The sequence below is a fragment of the Qipengyuania flavescens genome (genome assembly GCF_029688735.1).
Taxonomy (GTDB): Bacteria; Pseudomonadota; Alphaproteobacteria; order Sphingomonadales; family Sphingomonadaceae; genus Qipengyuania.
In genome coordinates, this window is the sequence record NZ_JARULD010000002.1 from 455,179 (window position 1) to 475,413 (window position 20,235).

The window sequence follows — 20,235 nt, forward strand, 5'->3', positions numbered from 1 at the left end:
TGATGTCATGGCGGCCAATCTGAAGCTGGTAGAAGGAAAGCAAGTGGACGCAGACCGTCAGAAGGCACTCGACGCCGCGCTCGCACAGATCGATCGTGCGTTCGGCAAGGGTTCGGCAATGAAGCTGGGCTCGAAAGAAGCAATGAATGTAGAAGCGATTTCGACCGGCTCGCTCGGTCTCGATATCGCGCTCGGTATCGGCGGCCTGCCCAAGGGCCGCGTGATCGAAGTTTACGGCCCGGAAAGCTCGGGCAAGACGACGCTGGCGCTGCATGCCATTGCCGAGGCCCAGAAGGCCGGCGGCACCGCCGCCTTCGTCGACGCCGAACATGCGCTCGACCCGGTCTATGCCAAAAAGCTGGGCGTCGATATCGACGAACTGATCGTGTCGCAGCCCGATACGGGCGAGCAGGCGCTCGAAATCACCGACACGCTGGTGCGCTCCAATGCGATCGACATTCTCGTGGTCGACTCGGTCGCCGCGCTGGTCCCGCGCGCCGAGATCGAGGGCGAGATGGGCGACAGTCATGTCGGCCTGCAGGCGCGTTTGATGTCACAGTCGCTGCGCAAGCTGACCGGCTCGATCAACCGCTCCAAGTGCATGGTGATCTTCATCAACCAGCTGCGCATGAAGATCGGCGTGATGTACGGCAATCCGGAAACCACGACCGGCGGCAACGCGCTGAAGTTCTACGCTTCGGTCCGCCTCGACATCCGCCGCACCGGTCAGATCAAGGACCGTGACGAAGTGGTCGGCAACTCGACCCGCGTGAAGGTCGTCAAGAACAAGGTCGCCCCGCCGTTCAAGCAGGTCGAATTCGACATCATGTATGGCGAAGGCATCTCCAAGATCGGCGAAATTCTGGACCTCGGCGTGAAGGCCGGCGTGGTTGAGAAGTCGGGCAGCTGGTTCAGCTACGACAGCGTCCGCATCGGCCAGGGCCGTGAGAACGCCAAGACCTTCCTCAAGGAAAATCCCGAGATGTGCGCCAAGTTGGAAGCCGCAATCCGCGGCCGCACCGACGAGGTGGCCGAAGAGATGATGACCGGTCCGGACGCGGACGAGGACTGATATCTCTTCAAGCGGGAGCGCGCCTGCCCATCCCCCGGGTCCGCGTGATAGCCGGACTGTCCCCCGGCGCTCCCGAATGAACGGAAAGCCGGTGCGCGCCTCCCTTGGCCGCACCGGCTTTTCCGTTCGACCGCTCATGCCTTGTTGTGTGGCTGGCGAGCCGCTTGCGCCTCGCTTAGGGTCGCGGGCGAATCGACCCGCCGGCGGAATTTGCAAGGGCGGCGCGCAGGAGAGAGCCGATGACCATCACCGTCCACCATCTTAACAACAGCCGTTCGCAGCGTATTCTCTGGCTGCTCGAAGAGCTTGGCGCTGATTATGAGATCGAGCATTACCAGCGCGATGCGGAGACCAATCTCGCACCGCCCGAACTCAAGCAGCCGCATCCACTCGGCAAGTCGCCACTGATCGAGGACGACGGCTTCCGCGTGGCCGAAAGTGGAGCAATCATCCAGTATCTGTGCGAGCGCCATGGCGGCGATAGCTGGCTGCCCGAGACGTCTGGTGAAGACCACGTGCGCCACCTCGAATGGATGCAGTTCGGCGAAAGCAGCTTCTTCGTGCCGGTGATGCTCAAGATCATGGCCGGCCGCCTGGGCGAGGGCGCCGCACCGATCATGCCCCGCATTGAAGAGCAATTCGCCGCACATGTCGCCTTCATGGAAGACGGGATCAACGAATCCGGTCATTTCGTCGGCAACGACTGGACGGCCGCAGACGTCATGATGAGTTTCCCTGCCGAAATCGCCGTGATGCAGGGATACGGAGAAAAGGCACCGAAGACCGTGAAATTCGTCGAGGCCGTGCACGCCCGACCCGCTTGGCAGCGCGCGCGTGAGCGCGGTGGCCCGTATTTCGTCTGGTGAGATCGCTCTGCCGCATGACTTGAATTTGTACCGTCCAGCTTGCAAAGCGGGCCACGTGTCATGACCTCCATCGCAGGTACGGAAAACAACCATGAAGATTGCAGTGTTCGGCCTTGGGTATGTCGGCCTTTCCAACGCCATCATGCTGGCCAGGCACAATACGGTGGTGGGCTGCGATATCGTGTCCGACCGCGTGGCATTGCTGAACAATCGCCGTTCGCCGATCCAGGATGACCTGGTCGAGGAATATCTAACCCATGACGATTTGGACCTGAGTTTCACGACCGATGCAGCCGAAGCGATCGATGGGGCGGATTTCGCCGTGGTTGCGGTGCCTACCAATTACGATCCCGAAACGAACTTCTTCGACACATCCGCTGTCGATAACGTCATCCAGAAAATCGTCGCAGCGAGCCCCGACACGGTGATTGTCGTAAAATCGACCATCCCCGTCGGCTATACTTCCGACGCGCGGGCCAGGTTCGGATCGGACAATATCATCTTCAGCCCCGAATTCCTGCGCGAAGGAAAGGCCCTCTACGACAATCTGCACCCCTCCCGCGTAATCGTTGGGGAGCGGTCGGAGAGAGCGCAACAATTCGCCGATCTGCTGGTCGAGCCGGCGCTCATTTCCGATGTGCCTGTCCTCCTTACGGAGGCGGAAGAAGCCGAAGCGATCAAGCTGTTCGCCAACACCTATCTCGCCATGCGCGTCGCGTTCTTCAACGAACTCGACAGCTACGCCCTCTCTCGTGGGATGGATACGCGTCAGATCATCGAGGGTATCGGCCTCGATCCGCGCATCGGCATGCATTACAACAACCCGTCGTTCGGTTACGGCGGATATTGCCTGCCGAAAGATACGAAGCAGCTCCTCGCCAACTATTCCGAGGTTCCGCAGAACCTGATTCGCGCGGTCGTGGATGCGAACCGGACCCGGAAGGATTTTCTCGCCGACCGGATAATCGCCCGGCAGCCGGAGACCGTCGGCGTATTCCGCCTCGTGATGAAGGCCGGATCGGACAACTTCCGCCAGTCGTCGATCCAGGGGATTATGAAGCGCATCAAGGCTAAGGGCATCGAAGTCGTGGTTTACGAGCCGGTTATGGACGACGATTCCTTCTTCGGTTCGCGCGTGATCCGCGACCTCGAGGAGTTCAAGCGCGAAGCGGATATCATTGTCGCCAACCGGCTCGATCCCGAACTGGAGGACGTGCGCGACAAGGTCTTCACGCGCGACCTGTTCGGCGCCGATTGATGGCCGAGACCCGCACGGCGCTGGTCACCGGATCGGCCGGCTTCATCGGCTCGTTCCTGTGCCAGCGGCTGCTCGACGACGGGTTCGCGGTCGTCGGTGTCGACAACATGTCGGACTATTACGATCCGGAACTGAAACGCCGTCGGCAGGCCCGCCTGCTCAAAGTTGAAGGGTTTCGCGCTGTAAACGAGCCGATCGAAACACCCGGTTTGCTGGCGGATCTGATGCACGATTGCGAGCCCGAAATCGTCATCCACCTGGCAGCGCAAGCCGGGGTGCGCTACTCGATCGAGAACCCGCGCACTTATGTCGAAAGCAATCTGCTCGGGACTTTCGAACTGCTCGAGGCGGCGCGCGCGCATCCTCCACAGCACATGCTCCTCGCTTCGACCTCGTCCGCTTACGGCGCAAACACCGACATGCCCTATCGCGAGACGATGAAGGCCGATCACCAGATGTCCTTCTACGCCGCCACCAAGAAGGCCAACGAGGCGATGGCGCATTCCTACGCCCATCTTTTCGATCTGCCGGTGACGATGTTTCGCTTCTTCACCGTGTACGGCCCGTGGGGGAGGCCCGACATGGCCCTGTTCAAATTCGTCCGGGCCATGCTGCAGGGTGAGGCGATCGACGTATACAATCACGGCCGAATGATGCGCGACTTCACCTATGTCGAGGATCTGGTCGAGGCGATCCGTCGCTTGGTCGATGTGCCGCCGGTCCGTCCCTGCGACGGGGAAGCGATCGCGGAGCACGACAGCCTGTCCCCGGTTGCGCCTTGGCGCATCGTCAATATCGGCAACTCCGCGCCGGTGCAGTTGATGGACATGATCGAGGCGGTCGAGGCCGCTCTGGGTATGACAGCCGAGAAGAACTTCATGGAGATGCAGGCGGGCGACGTTCCGGCGACGTGGGCCGATACGGGGTTGCTTGAGTCGCTTACAGGATACGTCCCCCGAACGGATATCCGGGACGGTGTCCGCAGCTTCGTCGAATGGTATCGGGACTATTACAAGATCTGAGGCGCGCAATCGCCCCGGCGGCTGTCCGGCGCATGTCGGCACCGCCGATCGCAGCCCCCGCACAGTCTGACCGGGCATTCCCGCTTGTCGCTGGCGCGCCGATTGCCTAACTGCGCTGGCATGACTTCGACCAACGACATCCGCCGCAGCTTCCTCGACTATTTCGGCTCCAGCGATCATGCCGAGGTGGCGAGCGCGCCGCTGGTGCCGTTCAGCGATCCGACGCTGATGTTCGTCAACGCGGGCATGGTGCCGTTCAAGAATGCGTTTACCGGCCTTGAAACGCCGCCCGCCCCGCGCGCCACGAGCTCGCAGAAATGCGTGCGCGCTGGGGGCAAGCACAACGATCTCGATAATGTCGGCTACACCGCGCGGCACCACACCTTCTTCGAGATGCTCGGCAATTTCAGCTTCGGCGACTATTTCAAGGAACAGGCGATCGACCACGCCTGGACCTTGCTGACAAAGGAATGGGGTCTCGATCCCGAACGACTGCTGGTCACTGTCTACCACACGGATGACGAGGCTTTCGACCTCTGGAAGAAGCGCACCGGGTTCGCGGACGAGAAGATTATCCGCATCCCGACCAAGGACAATTTCTGGGCCATGGGCTCGGACGGTCCCTGCGGCCCGTGCTCGGAGATCTTCTACGATCACGGCGACCATATCTGGGGCGGCCCTCCGGGGTCGCCGGAGGAAGACGGCGACCGGTTCGTAGAGATCTGGAACCTCGTCTTCATGCAGTTCACGCAGGAAAACGACGAGATCGTCGGCGATCTGCCCAAGCCCAGCATCGATACGGGCATGGGGATCGAGCGCGTCGCCGCAGTCATGCAGGGCGTGCACGACAATTACGACACCGACACCTTCAAGGCGCTGATCGGCGCGAGCGAGAGCCTGACCGGTGTGAAAGCCGAGGGTGACAACACCGCCAGCCACCGCGTGATCGCAGACCACTTGCGTTCCACCAGCTTCCTGCTCGCCGACGGTGTCCTGCCGAGTAATGAGGGACGCGGCTATGTCCTGCGCCGCATTATGCGCCGCGCCATGCGCCATGCGCATCTGCTGGGTGCCAAGGACCCTCTGATGCACCGGCTCGTCCCCGAACTCGTGAGCGAGATGGGCGCGGCCTATCCGGAGCTCGTTCGCGGCCAGCCGCTGATCCAGGAAGTGCTGGAGCGCGAGGAAGTGCAGTTCCGCCGCACGCTCGACAAGGGCCTGCGCCTGCTCGACGATGCGACTGCCGACATGGGCGAGGGCGGCACGCTGCCCGGCGAGACTGCCTTCAAGCTCTACGACACATATGGCTTCCCCTACGATCTGACCGAGGATGCATTGCGAAGCCGCGGGATCGCGGTCGACAAGGACGGCTTCGACGCTGCCATGGCCGAGCAGAAGGCCAAGGCGCGTGAGGCGTGGAAGGGCTCGGGCGAGGCGGCGAGCGAGGAAGTCTGGTTCGACATCGCCGAACGCGCAGGCTCGACCGAATTTACCGGCTACGCCTCCACGACCGGCGAGGCCGAGGTGGTCGCGATCGTCAAGAACGGCGCCGAAGTGGCTAGCGCCGCCGAGGGCGAGGACGTCATCATCCTCACAAACCAGACGCCCTTCTACGGCGAGAGTGGCGGGCAAACCGGCGATGCCGGACGCATCTGGACGCCGGAGGGGCTGGAATTCGCGGTCGAGACGACGAACAAGCCGCTCGGCCGCTTGCACACACATGTCGGTAAGGTCGGCAAGGGCTCGGTTGCAGTAGGCGATGCCGTGCATCTCGAAATCGATGCCGGGCGCCGCGATCGCATTCGCGCGAACCATTCCGCGACCCATCTCGTTCATGCCGCGCTGCGCGATCGGCTCGGCGATCACGTCACGCAGAAAGGCTCGCTGGTCTCCGACGACCGCTTCCGCTTCGACTTCTCGCATCCCAAGCCAATGACCGAGGACGACATCGCGGCGGTCGAGGCCGAGGTGAATGCGGAAATCCGCGCGAACGAACAGGTGTCGACTCGCCTCATGACGCCGGACGACGCCGTCGCCGCCGGCGCGCTCGCGCTGTTCGGCGAGAAATACGGCGACGAGGTTCGCGTGCTCTCCATGGGCAGCAAGGGCGAGGGCGGACGCAATTATTCGGTCGAACTGTGCGGCGGCACGCATGTGAAGGCGACGGGCGACATCGGCCTGTTCAAGATCGTGTCCGAAAGCGCCGTCAGCTCCGGCGTGCGCCGCATCGAGGCGCTGACCGGCGAGGCTGCACGCGCCTGGCTCGTCGCCCGTGACGAGGCCGTTCGCGCCATCGCAAGCGCGCTCAAGACCTCACCCGACGACGCGCCGCAACGCGTCGCGGCGCTGGTCGACGAGCGCAAGCGGCTCGAAAAAGAACTGGCCGAGGCGAAGCGCGCGCTCGCGCTGGGCGGCGGATCAGCGGGTGATGCCGGTCCTGCCGACGAAGATATCGGCGGGGTCGCATTCTCCGGTCAGGTGATCGACGGCCTCAACCCCAAGGAACTGCGTCCCCTGCTGGACGAGGCCAAGACCCGCATGGGGTCCGGCGTCGCAGCGATCTGCGCGGTCAACGATGGCAAGGCTGCTTTCGCCTGCGCCGTTACCGACGACCTTACCGATCGTTTCAGCGCCGTCGAACTGGTGCGCGCAGGGGTGGAAGCGCTCGGCGGCAAGGGCGGCGGTGGCCGTGCGGACATGGCACAGGGTGGCGGGCCGGACGGCTCGAAAGCGCAGGAGGCTCTGGCCGCCGTGCGCGAGGCGCTGGCACGCGAAAACGCCTGACAGCCGCGAAGCTGCCAGGCGTTCCTCTCCTCTCCGGAGAAATCTGTCGCCTTGAATCAGGCGCTGGGCGTGCTCTTCGTCGTGGGCTGGGAGCCGTGTGCTACATCGTAGCCTTCCGTATCGCCCGGCGCGCCGCGCTTTTCGGTCGGAGCGCGGTCCTTCAGCGGATCCTGCACGTTCTGCGGCTTGAACTTCACGCTGTTCGGCGTCGGCTTCGTCGGATCGTTTTCGGGGTTGCTCATGTCTATCTCCTTTGCCCTTTCAACGCATTGAAAAGCCAAAGGTTCAGATAATTCCCGAAAGTCTCAGGCGTCCGCCGTGCTCGATCGCAGCTTGGGCTTGTAATCGAGCGCGCCCTCTTTCTCGATCTGCGCGCGAAATTCGTCACGCTTCTCGTGGATGGAGGCGATGACCGGCCCCATGGCGACTCCGATATCGACCAGCACGGCTTCGGACAATTGCAGCGAGCTTTCGAGCGTTTCGGGTACGGCATGGCTCGCGCCCGCACGGTAAAGCTCGGCTGCGTGCCGCACGTCCCGCGCGCGGCAGACGATCAGCAGGTCGGGGTAATCCTTGCGTAGCTTGGACACCAAGCGCTGCGTCAGTACCGGCTCGTCCATCGTCAGGACCACAGCGAGCGCGTCGTCGACGCCCAATCGGCTGAGGGCATCGCCGCGCGCTGCATCGCCGAAGGTCGCGCGATAGCCCTTGCGCTTGGCCGCCTCGATCAGGTCCGGATTGGAATCGATCGCAACATAAGGCTTGTCATGCGCTTGCAGCATCTGGGCGACCAGCAGACCGACGCGACCGGCACCGATGACGACCACGCGGCCTTCCGCCTCGTCCTCTTCGGGCAGCTCGGGAATGGGTTCCACCCGCCGCGCAATGGCGCGCCCTAGCATGGCAAGCAGCGGGGTGACCGTCAGACCGATTGCCGTGACGATCTGCCAGAACTGCGCCGTCCCGGGCTGGATCAGCAGCGCCGAACTGGCTGCAGCAAGCACGATCAGCGTCGTTTCCGACGGACTGGCCATGAGGATGCCGGTCTCTGCCGCAGTGCTGCGCCGCGCGCCCATAAGTCGCAAGAGGATGCCGGTAACGGAAGCCTTGAACACCAGGATCAGCACTACGGCGGTCGCGATAAGGCCGAGATTGTCCCAGATCGTCGCGAGGTCGATGCTCATGCCCACGGTGATGAGGAAGATGCCGAGCGCGAGGCCCTTGAAGGGCTCCATGATGCTCTCCACCTCGCCGTGATACTCGGTCTCCGCGATCAGCAGGCCCGCAATCAGCGCCCCGACAATCGGCGAAAGCCCAACCGCAGCCGTCGCCAGGCTCGCGCCGATGACCACCAGCAGCGACGCGGCGAGGAACAGCTCGGGGCTCTTGGTGCGCGCCGCTTGCCCGAAAAGGCGAGGGAGGGCGAAGCGTCCAAGCACCATCATCGCAAGGATTACTGCGCCGCCCTGCCACAGGGTGGTCAGCATGCCTTCCCACCCCTCGGCCTCGGCATTGGGCGCCATTGCGCCGAGGATGAAGATGATCGGCACGATCATGATGTCCTCGAACAGCAGCATCGAAAGCGCCGCGCGCCCCACTGGCGTATGCGTGCCGGCAATCGGCAGTACGATGGCGGTAGAGGAGAAGGCGAGAGCGAAACCGAGCGCCAAAGCTCCGGTCCAGTACTGACCCATCATCGCAAGGAAGATCGCGGCGATCGTCCCGATGACGAGCAGTTCCAGCGCGCCGAGCCCGAAGACCAGCCGCCGCATCTGCCACAGGCGGTTGAAGCTCAATTCCAGACCGATCGCGAACAGCAGCAGGATGATCCCGAACTCTGCGAATAAATCCAAAGAGTCCGGATCTGATATGGTTATGTGATTGAGCCATGGATGCTCGAACACCATCCTCCCCAAGCCATAGGGTCCGACGAGGATTCCGATCAGGATGAACCCGATGACCGGCGTGATGCGGAAGCGGGTGAAGACCGGAATGACCAGCCCCGCCGCGCCGAGAATGACCAGCGCGTCGGACAGGGCGGGGGAGGCGAGTTCGGCGGAGGCCATGGCTTAGCGTTAGGAGGCTACGCCGGTAGAGTCACCTGCCGTAAATAGACATCGCATGAAAAAGGCGCTCCCAACCGATCGCGGCAGAAGCGCCTTTAGATTTGGAACGGCTCAGAATTCGATGTCAGACGAACAATGCGTTCTCGTACATCGCCATTGGCTCAGTCGCTGCGCTGACGTTCGCGCTAAACAACGAACTGTCGACAACTTTGAAATCTGCAGCCGAAAGCGAAGTTCCCGCGGCCACGGTCGCGAAGAGTTGTGCTGCCTGCGCGCCGCTGCCGTCGGCATCGTACCAGATGTTGCCGCTTGCCTGATCGTAAATGATCCGGTCGTTCGAATCCTGTGCAGACGTTCCGGCGCGGAAGGCCGAGGCGGCCAGCATTCCCGTCCCCGACAAGGCCGAGAAATCGCCTGCCATGTCGAGCTCGAAGCTGTCGTCACCGGTTCCGAAGTCGGTGATTTGGTCTGCGTTGGCCGCACCGACCAGGTCGAAGATAAATACGTCACTGGCGTATCCGCCGGTCAACACATCGTTGCCGCTTCCGCCGGCGAGGCGGTCGTTGCCGGCGCCGCCGTCGAGCAAGTCGTTGCCAGCGCCGCCGTCCAGCTGGTCCCAACCGAACACGCCGAAAAGCTGGTCGTCGTCACCATCTCCGAAGAGTTGGTCGGCCCCGTCATTGCCGTTGATCACGTCATTGCCGGATCCGCCGCGGATGATGTCGGTATAATCGCCTCCGTTGATGTCGTCGTTGCCGCTCTCACCGAAAATCTTGTCCCGACCGCTACCCCCGGTGATGACGTCGTCGCCGATGCCGCCATAGATCAGGTCGCTGTCGTTGCCGCCGTTCAATTCATCGTTACCGTTCCCGCCGAGTAGGGTGTCGTTTCCGTCACCACCCCACAGCACATCGTAACCCGATCCTCCGTCGAGCAGGTCATTACCGTCGTTACCTTGAAGATTATCGGCCTGATCGCCGCCATAGAGCGTATCGGCTCCGCCTCCACCTTTCAAAATATCGACGCCAATGCCGCCGTACATTGTATCTGCACCGTTACCTCCCCAAAGCCAGTCGCTTCCGGCGTCACCGTAAAGCGTGTCATTCCCGGCATCGCCTTTCAGGAAATCTTCGCCGTCGCCGCCGCGAAGAAGATCGTCGCCCGCTTCACCATACGCACTGTCGTTACCGGCATTGCCTTCGATATCATCGTCACCGCCGCCGCCAAACAGGAAATCATTGTCACTGCCTCCGCGCAGCGTGTCGTTCCCGAACATCCCGAACAGATAATCGCTGCCGAAATTCCCACGTAAAAGATTATCGGCCGAATTGCCGTAAATCCGGTCGCTACCCGACCCGCCGGTCGCATTCTCGATTACGGTCCCCCTCGCGATCGAAACGTTGCCGATCAGCGAACCGACATTCGAGAAGCTTTCTTGGCGCAGATCGATCAGCTGGTCGTTCGAAAAGCCTGAATAATTGAGCGTATCTGTACCGCCGCTATCGACCACGGTGTATGCAGACGCGGAAAACAGGGTAGCGTCATAGACGTCGCGGTTTGCAGTGCTATAAAAGCCGTATGTCGTATCACCCAGTCGCGTAGTGGAAGACAGCCCGTAGAGATTGCCGATTGCTACGACATCGCCGTTCATCGGAGTCAGGAGGAAGGCGCGGGAAAAGTCCTGATCGCTGAAGTAGGAATTTTCCGTCTGGCTGAAATACGACATGACGGTCGTCGACCAGCTGTCATTCAGGTATAGCGCATCGTCAGCATAACTGGCGTTGCCGTTGTAATTTCCGGCATGTCCCAGGCCCAGAGCGTGTCCGATCTCGTGAATGTAGGTCTGGAAGGAATATGTATCGAGCGTCGTACCGTAGTTCGCCAGCCACGCGGCCGAAATATTGATGGTGGCCGAAGCGATAGTCCCGCCGGAATAGGACGTGGAAGCATAAGCTCCGCTTTCCGTATCCTGGAAGGTCAGTTCCGCGCCGCTCGCAACCGAAACGAATTCGATACCCGTGATATCGCTCCAGAGAAGAAGGGCCTGGGTCGCGAGATATTGCGCCTCTGCCGGCAGCGCGCTGATATCGTAGGTGAGTTCTCCATCGCTTCCCACATTCCACGCGCGAGACGAACCTCCCCAATATCCATTGGTCAGCTGCAACGCTATCTCGTCATAGGTGAACACTCTAAGCGCTTCCGCTTCGGTCACCTCGATCGTATATTCGCCGACTTTGTTGTTCGCGTAAGAATCGGCTTCTATGTAATATGTCCCGCCCGATGAAGCTGTGAAGCGCAGCAGCGAATTGTAACCGCTACCGCCATCGTCGTTTTCAGCGACCAACACTCCGTTGCTGTCGTAAACTCGCAGATAGGTATCGCTTACAGGGCTCGCGCCCGATCCAAACAAGGAGATATTGACCGTCTCGCCGGCTTGAAACGTGATCTTGAACCAATCCGTGTCGCCAGCGACTTCAAGTTCGTCGGTAGCACTGCCGCCAACCGAAATGGTCGCGGTGGTCGTGGTGTCGCCGGGAATATCGACCCCCGCCGCGCTTGGCGAAAAGGCCGCCTGGATCACGTCCGCTGTCGGCTTGGCAGTCACACCGCAGCATGCACATGCGCATGTCTGCGCATGGCCGAAATCGTAGTCCACCGGGTCGATCTGGGTCAAACCGAAGGCTCTGCCCAATGAAAAGGAGGGTTCGTTTCGAGAACCAAAACGAGCAATGTTCAGACCGTCCAAAGAAAACATGACAACTCCCGATCAAGAAAAGCCGCCGCCGATCCCTAGCGGAAACTTCCTCGCTGAGCATATAACCAGTCTATCTTTAACGAAACCTAACTCGCCCGCAAGTCGATTGCGGGCACCCGCCGTACATTGGGTTCAGGCGGGCGAATGTTATCTTCGGGGGGAGGGAGGACAGGTGAGGCTTAGCGCTGAACCGTTGGTAAATGTTCCCTATCCTCCGCCCGGCCCGGTCGGGCCGAGAGGCTCGCGGCGAGGCTTCGGCTTGCCGGGATGCTTGCCTTCCTCGTCCCATTCGATGCGGTAAAGATCGAAGCGTCGGTCCGCGAGATTGCGGACGGTCCCTTCGGCGCGTGCCCAGCTGAGATCGGCGAGATTTACGTCACTGATCGTCAGCGTTTCGACGTTCTCGCTCGATTCGGCAGCGATACCGTCGCGGGCGAAGGGGAAGTCGCAGGGCGTCAAGATGCAGCTCTGGGCATACTGGATGTCCATATTGCCGACATTGGGCAGGTTGCCGACATTGCCGGAGAGCACGACGAAGCACTGGTTCTCGATCGCGCGCGCCTGTCCGCAATACCGCACGCGCAAATAACCCTGCCGGCTGTCGGTGCAGAAGGGCACAAAGATGATGCGCGCACCCTCGTCGGCGAGGCGGCGGCTGAGTTCGGGGAATTCACTGTCGTAGCAGATCTGCACGCCGATGGGGCCGCAGTCGGTCTGGATGACTTCGACCTTGTCGCCGCCCTTGATGTTCCACCAGTACCGTTCGTTGGGGGTAGGGTGGATCTTCTCCTGCGCATGGACCGATCCGTCGCGCAGGCAGACGTATGCGACATTGTGGATGTCCCCGTCCTCCATGCGGGTCGGGTGGCTCCCGGCGATGATGTTGATGTTATAGCGCATTGCCATGTCGGAGATGTCGTCGCGCAGGCGCGGCGTGTATTCGGACAGCCGCTCGATCGCCTCGACGGGGGAGAGCTCTTTCTCTTCGAAGCTCAGCAGCATCAGCGTGAAGAGTTCGGGAAAGACGATGAAATCCGCCTCGTAATCGCTTGCGACGTCTACGAAATATGTGACGTGGCGCATGAACTCATCGTAATCCGCAACCGCGCGCGCCTGCAGCTGGCAAGTGGCCACGCGTACGGCCTCCACACCGCGCGGGAGGCGCTTCTTCACCGGCTGGTCACGCTCGACATAGGGGTTGCGCCAGACCATCATCACGGCATTGGCCATGCTGGCCTTATCCTCGGGGAGGTACCCTTCCATGATCCGCTCGGGCTCGAAGCCGTTGGCGAGCTGGAAGCGCAGGACGGGGTCGTGCAGCTTACCTTCGACCACCTTGTCGAGATAGTCCTGCGGGTTCTCGACGCGGCGGCGGAAGCGGCGGTAGTTCGGGATGCGGCCGGCGAAGACGATGCCGGTCAGATCCTTCTCCTCGGCCAGCGCGCGGCGCTCTTCATAGAGGCGGCGCCCGATGCGGACTCCGCGCACCTTGGGATCGACGCACATCTCGTAGCCATAAAGCCAGTCGCCGGTGGGATCGTGGCGGCTGCCGAAGCCGTTGCCGGTGATTTCCTCCCAGTCGTGATCTTGGAAGGCCAGCGCTTCGGCTAGCTGCATGGTCGCGCAATAGCCGACAACTTCCTCGTCGAGCAGGGCGACGAAGCAGCCTTCCTTGAAATTGTTGATCTGGCCGCGGATCTCGCCGTGCGTATAGGCAGGCATGTCCTCGTAAACCCGGCGTACCAGGTTGGCGATGCCCGGAATATCCTTGATCATAGCGTTACGCACTTCGAGCCGGCGCTGGCCGAACTTCTCGCTGCCCTTGCGCTTCGGCGTGCGCTTCTTTGCCGGTGGTTTAGCCAATGTCGTCCCCGTTGTTCTGCGATCCGCAAACAGAAACGGGGCCGGCGCGCGCCGACCCCGTATGGTCTAGCCATGCCTACGTAATGACGCAGGCGGCGATGGGTTTCAGCCCCAGTTGGCCATTTCGGCCTCAAGACCCTCGACGATCGCCTCGAAGAACTGCTCGGTCGTCATCCAGCTCTGCTGCGGACCGATCAGAAGCGCGAGATCCTTCGTCATTTTGCCGCTTTCGACGGTCTTGATGCAGACCTTCTCCAGCGTTTCGGCGAACTTCACTACATCGGGCGTGTCGTCGAACTTGCCGCGATACATCAGGCCGCGCGTCCAGGCGAAGATGCTGGCGATCGGGTTGGTGCTGGTCGCCTTGCCTTCCTGGTGCTGGCGATAGTGGCGGGTGACGGTGCCGTGTGCCGCTTCCGCTTCCACGGTCTTGCCATCGGGCGTCATCAGCACGCTGGTCATCAGGCCGAGGCTGCCGAAGCCCTGCGCCACGATGTCCGACTGTACGTCGCCGTCATAGTTCTTGCAGGCCCAGACGAACTTGCCGTTCCACTTGAGCGCCGCGGCGACCATGTCGTCGATCAGGCGGTGTTCGTAGGTCAGGCCGTGCTTCTCGAACTCGGTCTTGTATTCGGCTTCGAAGACCTCCTCGAACAGGTCCTTGAAGCGGCCATCGTACTTCTTGAGGATGGTGTTCTTGGTCGAAAGGTAGACCGGCCATTTGCGGTCGAGGCCGTAAGCGAAGCTGGCGCGGGCGAAGTCGCGGATCGAATCGTCGAGATTGTACATCGTCATCGCGACGCCCGGGCTCGGGAATTCGAAGACATCGATGTCGATATTCTCGCCGTTCTCGCCTTCGAAGACCATGCGCAGCTTGCCCTTGCCGGGGATCAGCGTGTCCTTGGCGCGGTACTGGTCGCCGAAAGCATGGCGGCCGACCACGATGGGGTCGGTCCAGCCCGGCACAAGGCGCGGCACGTTGTCGATGACGATCGGCTCGCGGAAGACGACACCGCCGAGGATGTTGCGGATGGTGCCGTTGGGGCTGACCCACATCTTCTTGAGGTCGAATTCCTCGACGCGCGCTTCGTCGGGGGTAATGGTGGCGCATTTCACGCCGACGCCATGCTCCTTGATGGCATTGGCGGCATCGATCGTGATCTGGTCGTCGGTCTCGTCGCGCTTCTCGATCGAAAGGTCGTAATATTTGAGGTCGATCTCGAGGTAGGGCAGGATCAGCCGCTCGCGGATCCACTGCCAGATGATTTTCGTCATTTCGTCGCCGTCGAGTTCGACGACCGGGTTGGCTACCTTGATCTTGGCCATGAGTTTCCTGTCTGTTCGAATGAGATTGCGGGCGCTTTAGCAGAGGGGCGCGTGAGGGCAAGTGAGCGGGCGGACGAGCGGCAGCCCGTCTTTGAATAACAGGGTCAGCCAGTATGGTTCGAAGTGTTCGTGTCTAATGGTCGAACCCTGACTTTCTCGCCCCAGCCAATCCTGCGACCTATGATAGGGTTCGCTATGCACAACAAAAAGAGCCGGCCCCTGAGGGACCGGCTCAAATGTTCAACTCGGCTTACCGATTAGGCGCCGGGCGAGAAATCGTCGTCGTCGTCATCGGCAGCAATGATGATGCCGGTGATGATTGCAATACCAGCAATGATTGCAATGATGAGACCGGGACCAGCCAGACGCTCTTCCTTCTTGACCGAGGTGGTAGCACGCTCGCCGAGAGTGACCGTACCAGCCTGAGTCGCAGGCAGGGAAGCGCCAGCCGAAGTGCCAGCCGATGCCGCAATCGGGCTAACCGCGAGACCGATTGCCGCTGCGCCAGCCATGATAGTCTTCAAAGTCATATAAAACTCCAGTTTCTGTGTTTATCAATTCGATGCCTAGACGCCCTACGCATCGGACGCAAGTGTGAATACATGGTTCTTGAGTATGCAATGCCCAGAACGCGGAAAAACTCGATAAAATGTGGCAGTTAAGAAACAGTTTGCGACGTGTCGGTTCTTGAATGAGATGAATCGAGCGTTGCGTTCGCGGGTCAGTCGTCGCCCAAAATCATTGCACACGAGAGGGATGGTTTGTAGAGGACTGTCGCGCGCTGGCCTACTGACGGTTTCGATCGGCCGTTGATGCACTCTCTCCACCGAAACGGGTTTTGCTGTGATTGATTCAATACGGGCTTTCGAACGGTTGCCCGACGTGTTTGCCATAACAGTGAAAAGATTCGAAGACGAGCGGGGTTGGTTCAGCGAAAGCTGGAGCAAGCGCAACTTACGGGCGTCCGGCGTTGATCTGCCGGAGTTCGTCCAGGACAATCACTCGATATCGTTCTCGAAAAACACAGTGCGCGGACTTCACTTCCAAGCACCGCCGCACGCGCAGGGCAAGCTCGTGCGCTGTGGGCGGGGGCGCCTCTTCGATGTGGCAGTCGATGCGCGGCAGGGTTCGCCCACCTACGGGGAATGGGTCGGCGAAGAACTGACCGCGGACAACGGCGTGCAATTATGGATACCAGCAGGATTTCTTCATGGCTTCGTCACCCTCGAGGATGACACCGAAATCGTTTATAAATGCACGGATTTCTACTCGCGCGAGTGCGATGGCGCGGTACGATGGGACAGCTTGAATATCGATTGGCCTACTACCGGCGATGTCAAGCTGTCGGAAAAGGACGCTGCTGCGCCGCCCTTCGACCAGTTCGTATCTCCATTTTCCTGGAAAGGATGAACGATGAAGATCCTGATTACCGGCGGTGCCGGCTTCATCGGCTCCGCAGTCGTGAGACTTGCAATCGCACGCGGTCACGAAGTGGTGAATTGCGACGCGCTCACCTACGCAGCCTGCCTTGCAAATGTGGCTGACGCAGCCGAAAGCCCGCGATACTCTTTCGAGCAGGTCGATATCCGTGATCGTGAGGCCATCGACAAGGTCCTGGCAGAGCACCGCCCCGATTCGATCATGCATCTCGCGGCGGAAAGCCATGTCGATCGCTCGATCGATGGGCCGTCCGATTTTATCGAGACCAACATTACCGGCACATTCAATACTCTGGAAGCTGCGCGGGCGTATTGGCTAGCGCAAGGCAAGCCGGAGACTTTCCGTTTTCACCATATATCGACGGACGAGGTGTACGGATCGCTTGGCGACACCGGTATGTTCACGGAAGATACCGCCTACGATCCTCGTTCGCCATATTCAGCTAGTAAAGCGGCCTCCGATCACCTCGTGCGGGCATGGCACGAGACTTACGACCTGCCCGTGGTGATCACAAATTGTTCCAACAATTACGGCCCCTACCACTTCCCGGAAAAGCTTGTTCCGGTGGTGATTCTCAATGCCATTCACGGCCGCGAAATCCCGATCTATGGGAAGGGTGATAACGTACGCGATTGGCTTTTCGTAGAAGACCATGCCGATGCCCTGCTGCTGGTACTGGACAAGGGCAAGGATGGCCGAAGCTACAATATCGGCGGCGAAAACGAGCGTACGAACCTGCAGTTGGTCCATGCGATCTGCGATATCCTCGATCGGCTCCAGCCGCGCGACGACGGCAAGAGCTATCGCGAACAGATCACCTTCGTCCAGGATCGTCCCGGTCATGACCTGCGCTACGCCATCGACCCGAGCCGCATTCGCGAAGAGCTTGGGTGGAGGCCTTCGGTAACCGTAGAGGAGGGTCTCGAGCGAACGGTAACGTGGTATCTTGATAACCGCGACTGGTGGCAGGCGCTGCTCGATCGCAAGGGCGTGGGCGAAAGGCTGGGGACCAAGGCGTGATCCTCGTATTCGGTCAATCCGGGCAGGTTGCGAGAGAACTTGCGCGCCTGCCGATCGAGGCGCGGTTCCTTTCGCGCGCCGAAGCGGATTTTGCCGATCCGTCTGCGTGCGCGGCGCTGGTGGCGGGCCTGGACGATGTCGAAGCGGTCATCAATGCAGTGGCTTACACAGCAGTCGACCAGGCGGAGGAGGAAGAAGGCATAGCCCATGTGGTCAATGCCGATACTCCAGGGGCCATTGCTGCCGCTTGTGCACGACGAGACATTCCGATCGTTCATATTTCGACCGATTACGTATTCTCGGGCGAAGGCGATCACCCATTCTCTCCCTCCGACTCGATTGCGCCGCTCAATGCATATGGTCGCACCAAAGCTGAGGGTGAGCGGCTGGTGCGCGAGAGCGGGGCCGTACATGGGATCCTGCGAACGAGCTGGGTGTTCTCGGCGCATGGCGGAAACTTCGTGAAATCGATGCTGCGGCTGGCGGAAACGCGCGACCGCCTGGCGATCGTCGACGACCAGGTGGGTGGACCGACGCCGGCCTCCGCGATTGCCGAGGCCGCTGTGCGGATGGCCAAGGTGCTTGTCGACCACCCGGGCAAGTCCGGAACTTATCATTTCTCCGGTACACCCGATGCCAGTTGGGCAGTTTTCGCTCGCGAAATTTTTGCCGAGGCGGGCAGGGAGGTGACTGTCGAGGATATTCCGACTAGCGACTATCCCACACCGGCCCGTCGCCCTCTCAACAGCCGTCTTGACTGCAGCAGACTGGCCGAATTCGATCTCGAACGACCTGACTGGCGCGAAGCGCTACGCGGCGTTCTGAAGGAACTGGACGCTCAATGACCGATCGCAAGGGAATCATTCTCGCCGGGGGATCCGGCACTAGGCTCTATCCCCTGACGCAGGCTGTCTCGAAGCAGCTTATGCCGATCTATGACAAGCCGATGATCTACTATCCGCTCTCGGTCATCATGCTGACCGGGGTGCGCGAGGTAGCGATAATTACCACGCCCGAAGATCAGGCGCAGTTCCAGCGATTGCTTGGCGACGGCAGCCAATTCGGTATGCGGTTCGAGTATATCGTGCAGGCATCGCCGGACGGCCTGGCGCAAGCCTATCTCTTGGCTGAAGACTTCCTCGCTGGCGCGCCATCGGTGATGGTTCTTGGCGATAACATTTTCTACGGCCACGGCCTGCCCGACGCGCTGCGCAATGCAGATAGTCGCACGTCCGGAGGCACGGTTTTCGGCTACCACGTCGCCAAACCGAGCGATTACGGCGTTGTCGGTTTCGACGAAAAAGGAAAAGCGAATCAGATCGTCGAGAAGCCGGCCGATCCGCCGTCGAACTATGCTGTGACCGGTCTTTACTTTCTGGATGGGCAGGCGCCGGAACGCGCGGCGAAGGTGAAGCCTTCGGCACGCGGTGAACTGGAAATCACGTCGCTGCTCGAGATGTATCTCGACGAAGGCAGCCTCCAGGTCGAAACCATGGGGCGCGGATATGCCTGGCTCGACACCGGAACTCACGAAAATCTTCTGGAGGCGGCGAATTTCGTACAGACGGTGACGCACCGCCAGGGCCTCCAAGCGGGATGTCCTGAAGAAATCGCTTACGGCCAAGGCTGGATTGACGACGATGACTTGCGAGCTCGAGCCGAGAAATACGGCAAGTCGGGCTACGGGCAATATCTCTTTGGGCTGCTTCCCGGCTGATTGTCACGCGTATGGCGACGACACACATCTTCGTGACCGGCGCGAGCCGCAGCGGTACCACGCTCTTGGCGCGCGTCCTCGGCGGCGGTGCGGAGGTCGCCGATTTGCGCGAACTGCATTTTCTCGAACAGATGGTCACCGGCGAGGAATTCAGTTCCGGGGAGGCGCTCGACCCGGCTCGCACGGATAGCCTAGTCCGCAGATTGCTGGCGGGCGTACGGGATGGCTACTTCCGACCTCAGCCGGCTACTGTGGCAGCAGGCGACGTTTCTGCTGTCATCGCAAAGGCCGATCCGCCGACCTGCGCTTCTGTCTATCGCGAGGCCACGCTATTCGCCGCTCGACAGGCCGGTAAGACAATCGCGCTCGACCAGACGCCGCGCAACCTGTTCTATATCGACGAGATCCTGCAAGGTATCCCAACGGCGAAAGTCGTCTGCATGGTGCGCGACCCGCGCGACGTGGTGCTGTCGCAAAAGGGCAAGTGGAAGCGCCGCTCGCTAGGCGCTGATATTCCGCTGGCGGAAGCGATCCGTTCATGGGCCAATTATCACCCCTTCGTGATGGCAAAGATGTGGCGACAGGCTGCCGCTGCCGCGCGCAAAGCGACGCTGCGAAATGCGGTCATGCTCGTACGCTTCGAGGATTTGCTCGAGAACCCGGAGACGACCGTACGCGCTATCTGCGCCCATTGCGAGATCGCGTTCGACGAAACGATGCTCGACGTAGCGCGAGTTGGTTCATCCAATCGTGAGGATCAGTCTTCTGCTAGAGGCATTGATCGCACGCGTACCGGAGCATGGCAGAAAGGCCTGTCCCTTGCGGAAATCGCAATTGTCGAGAAGGCTGCCGAGCCCTTGCTGGCGGAATCCGGCTACGCGCCGTCTTGCAGCAATTCCTCGAAGCTGGCGCGTGCGGGCTGGGGGGTGGCGCTACCGCTCAAGATGTCCCTTGCGCTTGCGCTCAATCTGCGCCGTATCCGCAACCTTCGTGCCTGGGCGTCAAAGCGCCTGAAAGCCTGAGATCGATGCCTGCTCAAATCGACC

Annotated in this window: 16 protein-coding genes; 10 read left to right on the plus strand and 6 right to left on the minus strand. The window is 60.9% G+C overall.

The window, feature by feature from the left end; translation table 11 throughout:
* The first annotated feature begins 7 nt into the window (after positions 1-7).
* From recA to alaS, 5 genes are all read left to right on the plus strand, one after another.
* Positions 8-1,072, plus strand: a complete 1,065-nt coding sequence (gene recA, locus P8R33_RS07515; protein WP_278328364.1) for a recombinase RecA — start codon at positions 8-10, stop codon at positions 1,070-1,072.
* A gap of 239 nt (positions 1,073-1,311) precedes the next feature.
* Positions 1,312-1,938, plus strand: coding sequence for a glutathione S-transferase family protein (locus P8R33_RS07520; RefSeq protein WP_278328365.1), 627 nt, complete (start codon positions 1,312-1,314; stop codon positions 1,936-1,938).
* Positions 1,939-2,029: 91 nt separating this feature from the next.
* The gene (locus tag P8R33_RS07525; protein WP_278328366.1) at positions 2,030-3,196 is read left to right on the plus strand and encodes a nucleotide sugar dehydrogenase; all 1,167 of its coding nucleotides are present in this window, start codon (positions 2,030-2,032) and stop codon (positions 3,194-3,196) included.
* A complete protein-coding gene (locus P8R33_RS07530; protein WP_278328367.1) occupies positions 3,196-4,218 on the plus strand; it encodes an NAD-dependent epimerase/dehydratase family protein in 1,023 nt (340 codons plus the stop codon). The genes P8R33_RS07525 and P8R33_RS07530 overlap by 1 nt, the downstream gene beginning before the upstream one ends.
* Before the next feature lie 120 nt (positions 4,219-4,338).
* Positions 4,339-7,002 carry an alanine--tRNA ligase gene (gene alaS, locus P8R33_RS07535; protein WP_278328368.1) on the plus strand — a complete coding sequence of 888 codons (2,664 nt, stop codon included), beginning with the start codon at positions 4,339-4,341 and terminating at the stop codon, positions 7,000-7,002.
* 56 nt (positions 7,003-7,058) lie between these two features.
* On the opposite strand, the gene P8R33_RS07540 is transcribed toward alaS, so the two are convergent.
* From P8R33_RS07540 to P8R33_RS07565, 6 genes are all read right to left on the minus strand, one after another.
* Positions 7,059-7,244, minus strand: a complete 186-nt coding sequence (locus tag P8R33_RS07540; RefSeq protein WP_278328369.1) for a hypothetical protein — start codon at positions 7,242-7,244, stop codon at positions 7,059-7,061.
* A 63-nt stretch (positions 7,245-7,307) separates the two neighbouring features.
* Complete coding sequence (locus tag P8R33_RS07545) at positions 7,308-9,068, minus strand: cation:proton antiporter domain-containing protein (RefSeq protein ID WP_278328370.1); 1,761 nt, start codon at positions 9,066-9,068, stop codon at positions 7,308-7,310.
* A gap of 124 nt (positions 9,069-9,192) precedes the next feature.
* Positions 9,193-11,742: a M10 family metallopeptidase C-terminal domain-containing protein gene (locus tag P8R33_RS07550; protein ID WP_278328371.1), complete on the minus strand. Its 2,550-nt coding sequence runs from the start codon at positions 11,740-11,742 to the stop codon at positions 9,193-9,195.
* Positions 11,743-12,030: 288 nt separating this feature from the next.
* Positions 12,031-13,599: a bifunctional GNAT family N-acetyltransferase/carbon-nitrogen hydrolase family protein gene (locus tag P8R33_RS07555; RefSeq protein WP_278328815.1), complete on the minus strand. Its 1,569-nt coding sequence runs from the start codon at positions 13,597-13,599 to the stop codon at positions 12,031-12,033.
* A 192-nt stretch (positions 13,600-13,791) separates the two neighbouring features.
* Positions 13,792-15,012, minus strand: coding sequence for an NADP-dependent isocitrate dehydrogenase (locus P8R33_RS07560; RefSeq protein WP_278328372.1), 1,221 nt, complete (start codon positions 15,010-15,012; stop codon positions 13,792-13,794).
* A 257-nt stretch (positions 15,013-15,269) separates the two neighbouring features.
* Positions 15,270-15,542 (minus strand): hypothetical protein, encoded by a 273-nt coding sequence (locus P8R33_RS07565; RefSeq protein ID WP_278328373.1) that lies wholly within the window; start codon positions 15,540-15,542, stop codon positions 15,270-15,272.
* Positions 15,543-15,894: 352 nt separating this feature from the next.
* Between P8R33_RS07565 and rfbC the strand changes: the two genes are divergently transcribed.
* From rfbC to P8R33_RS07590, 5 genes are read left to right on the plus strand one after another with little or no spacing between them, the layout of a single operon-like run.
* Positions 15,895-16,422: a dTDP-4-dehydrorhamnose 3,5-epimerase gene (gene rfbC, locus P8R33_RS07570; protein ID WP_347569046.1), complete on the plus strand. Its 528-nt coding sequence runs from the start codon at positions 15,895-15,897 to the stop codon at positions 16,420-16,422.
* Positions 16,423-16,425: 3 nt separating this feature from the next.
* Positions 16,426-17,472: a dTDP-glucose 4,6-dehydratase gene (gene rfbB, locus P8R33_RS07575; protein WP_278328375.1), complete on the plus strand. Its 1,047-nt coding sequence runs from the start codon at positions 16,426-16,428 to the stop codon at positions 17,470-17,472.
* The gene (gene rfbD / locus P8R33_RS07580) at positions 17,469-18,317 is read left to right on the plus strand and encodes a dTDP-4-dehydrorhamnose reductase (RefSeq protein WP_278328376.1); all 849 of its coding nucleotides are present in this window, start codon (positions 17,469-17,471) and stop codon (positions 18,315-18,317) included. The genes rfbB and rfbD overlap by 4 nt, the downstream gene beginning before the upstream one ends.
* Positions 18,314-19,189 (plus strand): glucose-1-phosphate thymidylyltransferase RfbA, encoded by an 876-nt coding sequence (rfbA, locus tag P8R33_RS07585; RefSeq protein ID WP_278328377.1) that lies wholly within the window; start codon positions 18,314-18,316, stop codon positions 19,187-19,189. Before rfbD ends, rfbA begins: the two co-directional genes overlap by 4 nt.
* Before the next feature lie 11 nt (positions 19,190-19,200).
* Positions 19,201-20,211, plus strand: coding sequence for a sulfotransferase family protein (locus P8R33_RS07590; RefSeq protein ID WP_278328378.1), 1,011 nt, complete (start codon positions 19,201-19,203; stop codon positions 20,209-20,211).
* Positions 20,212-20,235: the final 24 nt, after the last annotated feature.

Coding starts and splice junctions, on each gene's coding strand:
- P8R33_RS07540 (WP_278328369.1), bottom strand. CDS start 7,244: ATGAGCAACCCCGAAAACGATCCGACGAAGCCGACGCCGAACAGCGTG.
- P8R33_RS07590 (WP_278328378.1), top strand. CDS start 19,201: ATGGCGACGACACACATCTTCGTGACCGGCGCGAGCCGCAGCGGTACC.
- P8R33_RS07545 (WP_278328370.1), bottom strand. CDS start 9,068: ATGGCCTCCGCCGAACTCGCCTCCCCCGCCCTGTCCGACGCGCTGGTC.
- recA (WP_278328364.1), top strand. CDS start 8: ATGGCGGCCAATCTGAAGCTGGTAGAAGGAAAGCAAGTGGACGCAGAC.
- rfbA (WP_278328377.1), top strand. CDS start 18,314: ATGACCGATCGCAAGGGAATCATTCTCGCCGGGGGATCCGGCACTAGG.
- alaS (WP_278328368.1), top strand. CDS start 4,339: ATGACTTCGACCAACGACATCCGCCGCAGCTTCCTCGACTATTTCGGC.
- P8R33_RS07520 (WP_278328365.1), top strand. CDS start 1,312: ATGACCATCACCGTCCACCATCTTAACAACAGCCGTTCGCAGCGTATT.
- P8R33_RS07560 (WP_278328372.1), bottom strand. CDS start 15,012: ATGGCCAAGATCAAGGTAGCCAACCCGGTCGTCGAACTCGACGGCGAC.
- P8R33_RS07530 (WP_278328367.1), top strand. CDS start 3,196: ATGGCCGAGACCCGCACGGCGCTGGTCACCGGATCGGCCGGCTTCATC.
- rfbB (WP_278328375.1), top strand. CDS start 16,426: ATGAAGATCCTGATTACCGGCGGTGCCGGCTTCATCGGCTCCGCAGTC.
- P8R33_RS07525 (WP_278328366.1), top strand. CDS start 2,030: ATGAAGATTGCAGTGTTCGGCCTTGGGTATGTCGGCCTTTCCAACGCC.
- P8R33_RS07555 (WP_278328815.1), bottom strand. CDS start 13,599: ATGATCAAGGATATTCCGGGCATCGCCAACCTGGTACGCCGGGTTTAC.
- P8R33_RS07565 (WP_278328373.1), bottom strand. CDS start 15,542: ATGACTTTGAAGACTATCATGGCTGGCGCAGCGGCAATCGGTCTCGCG.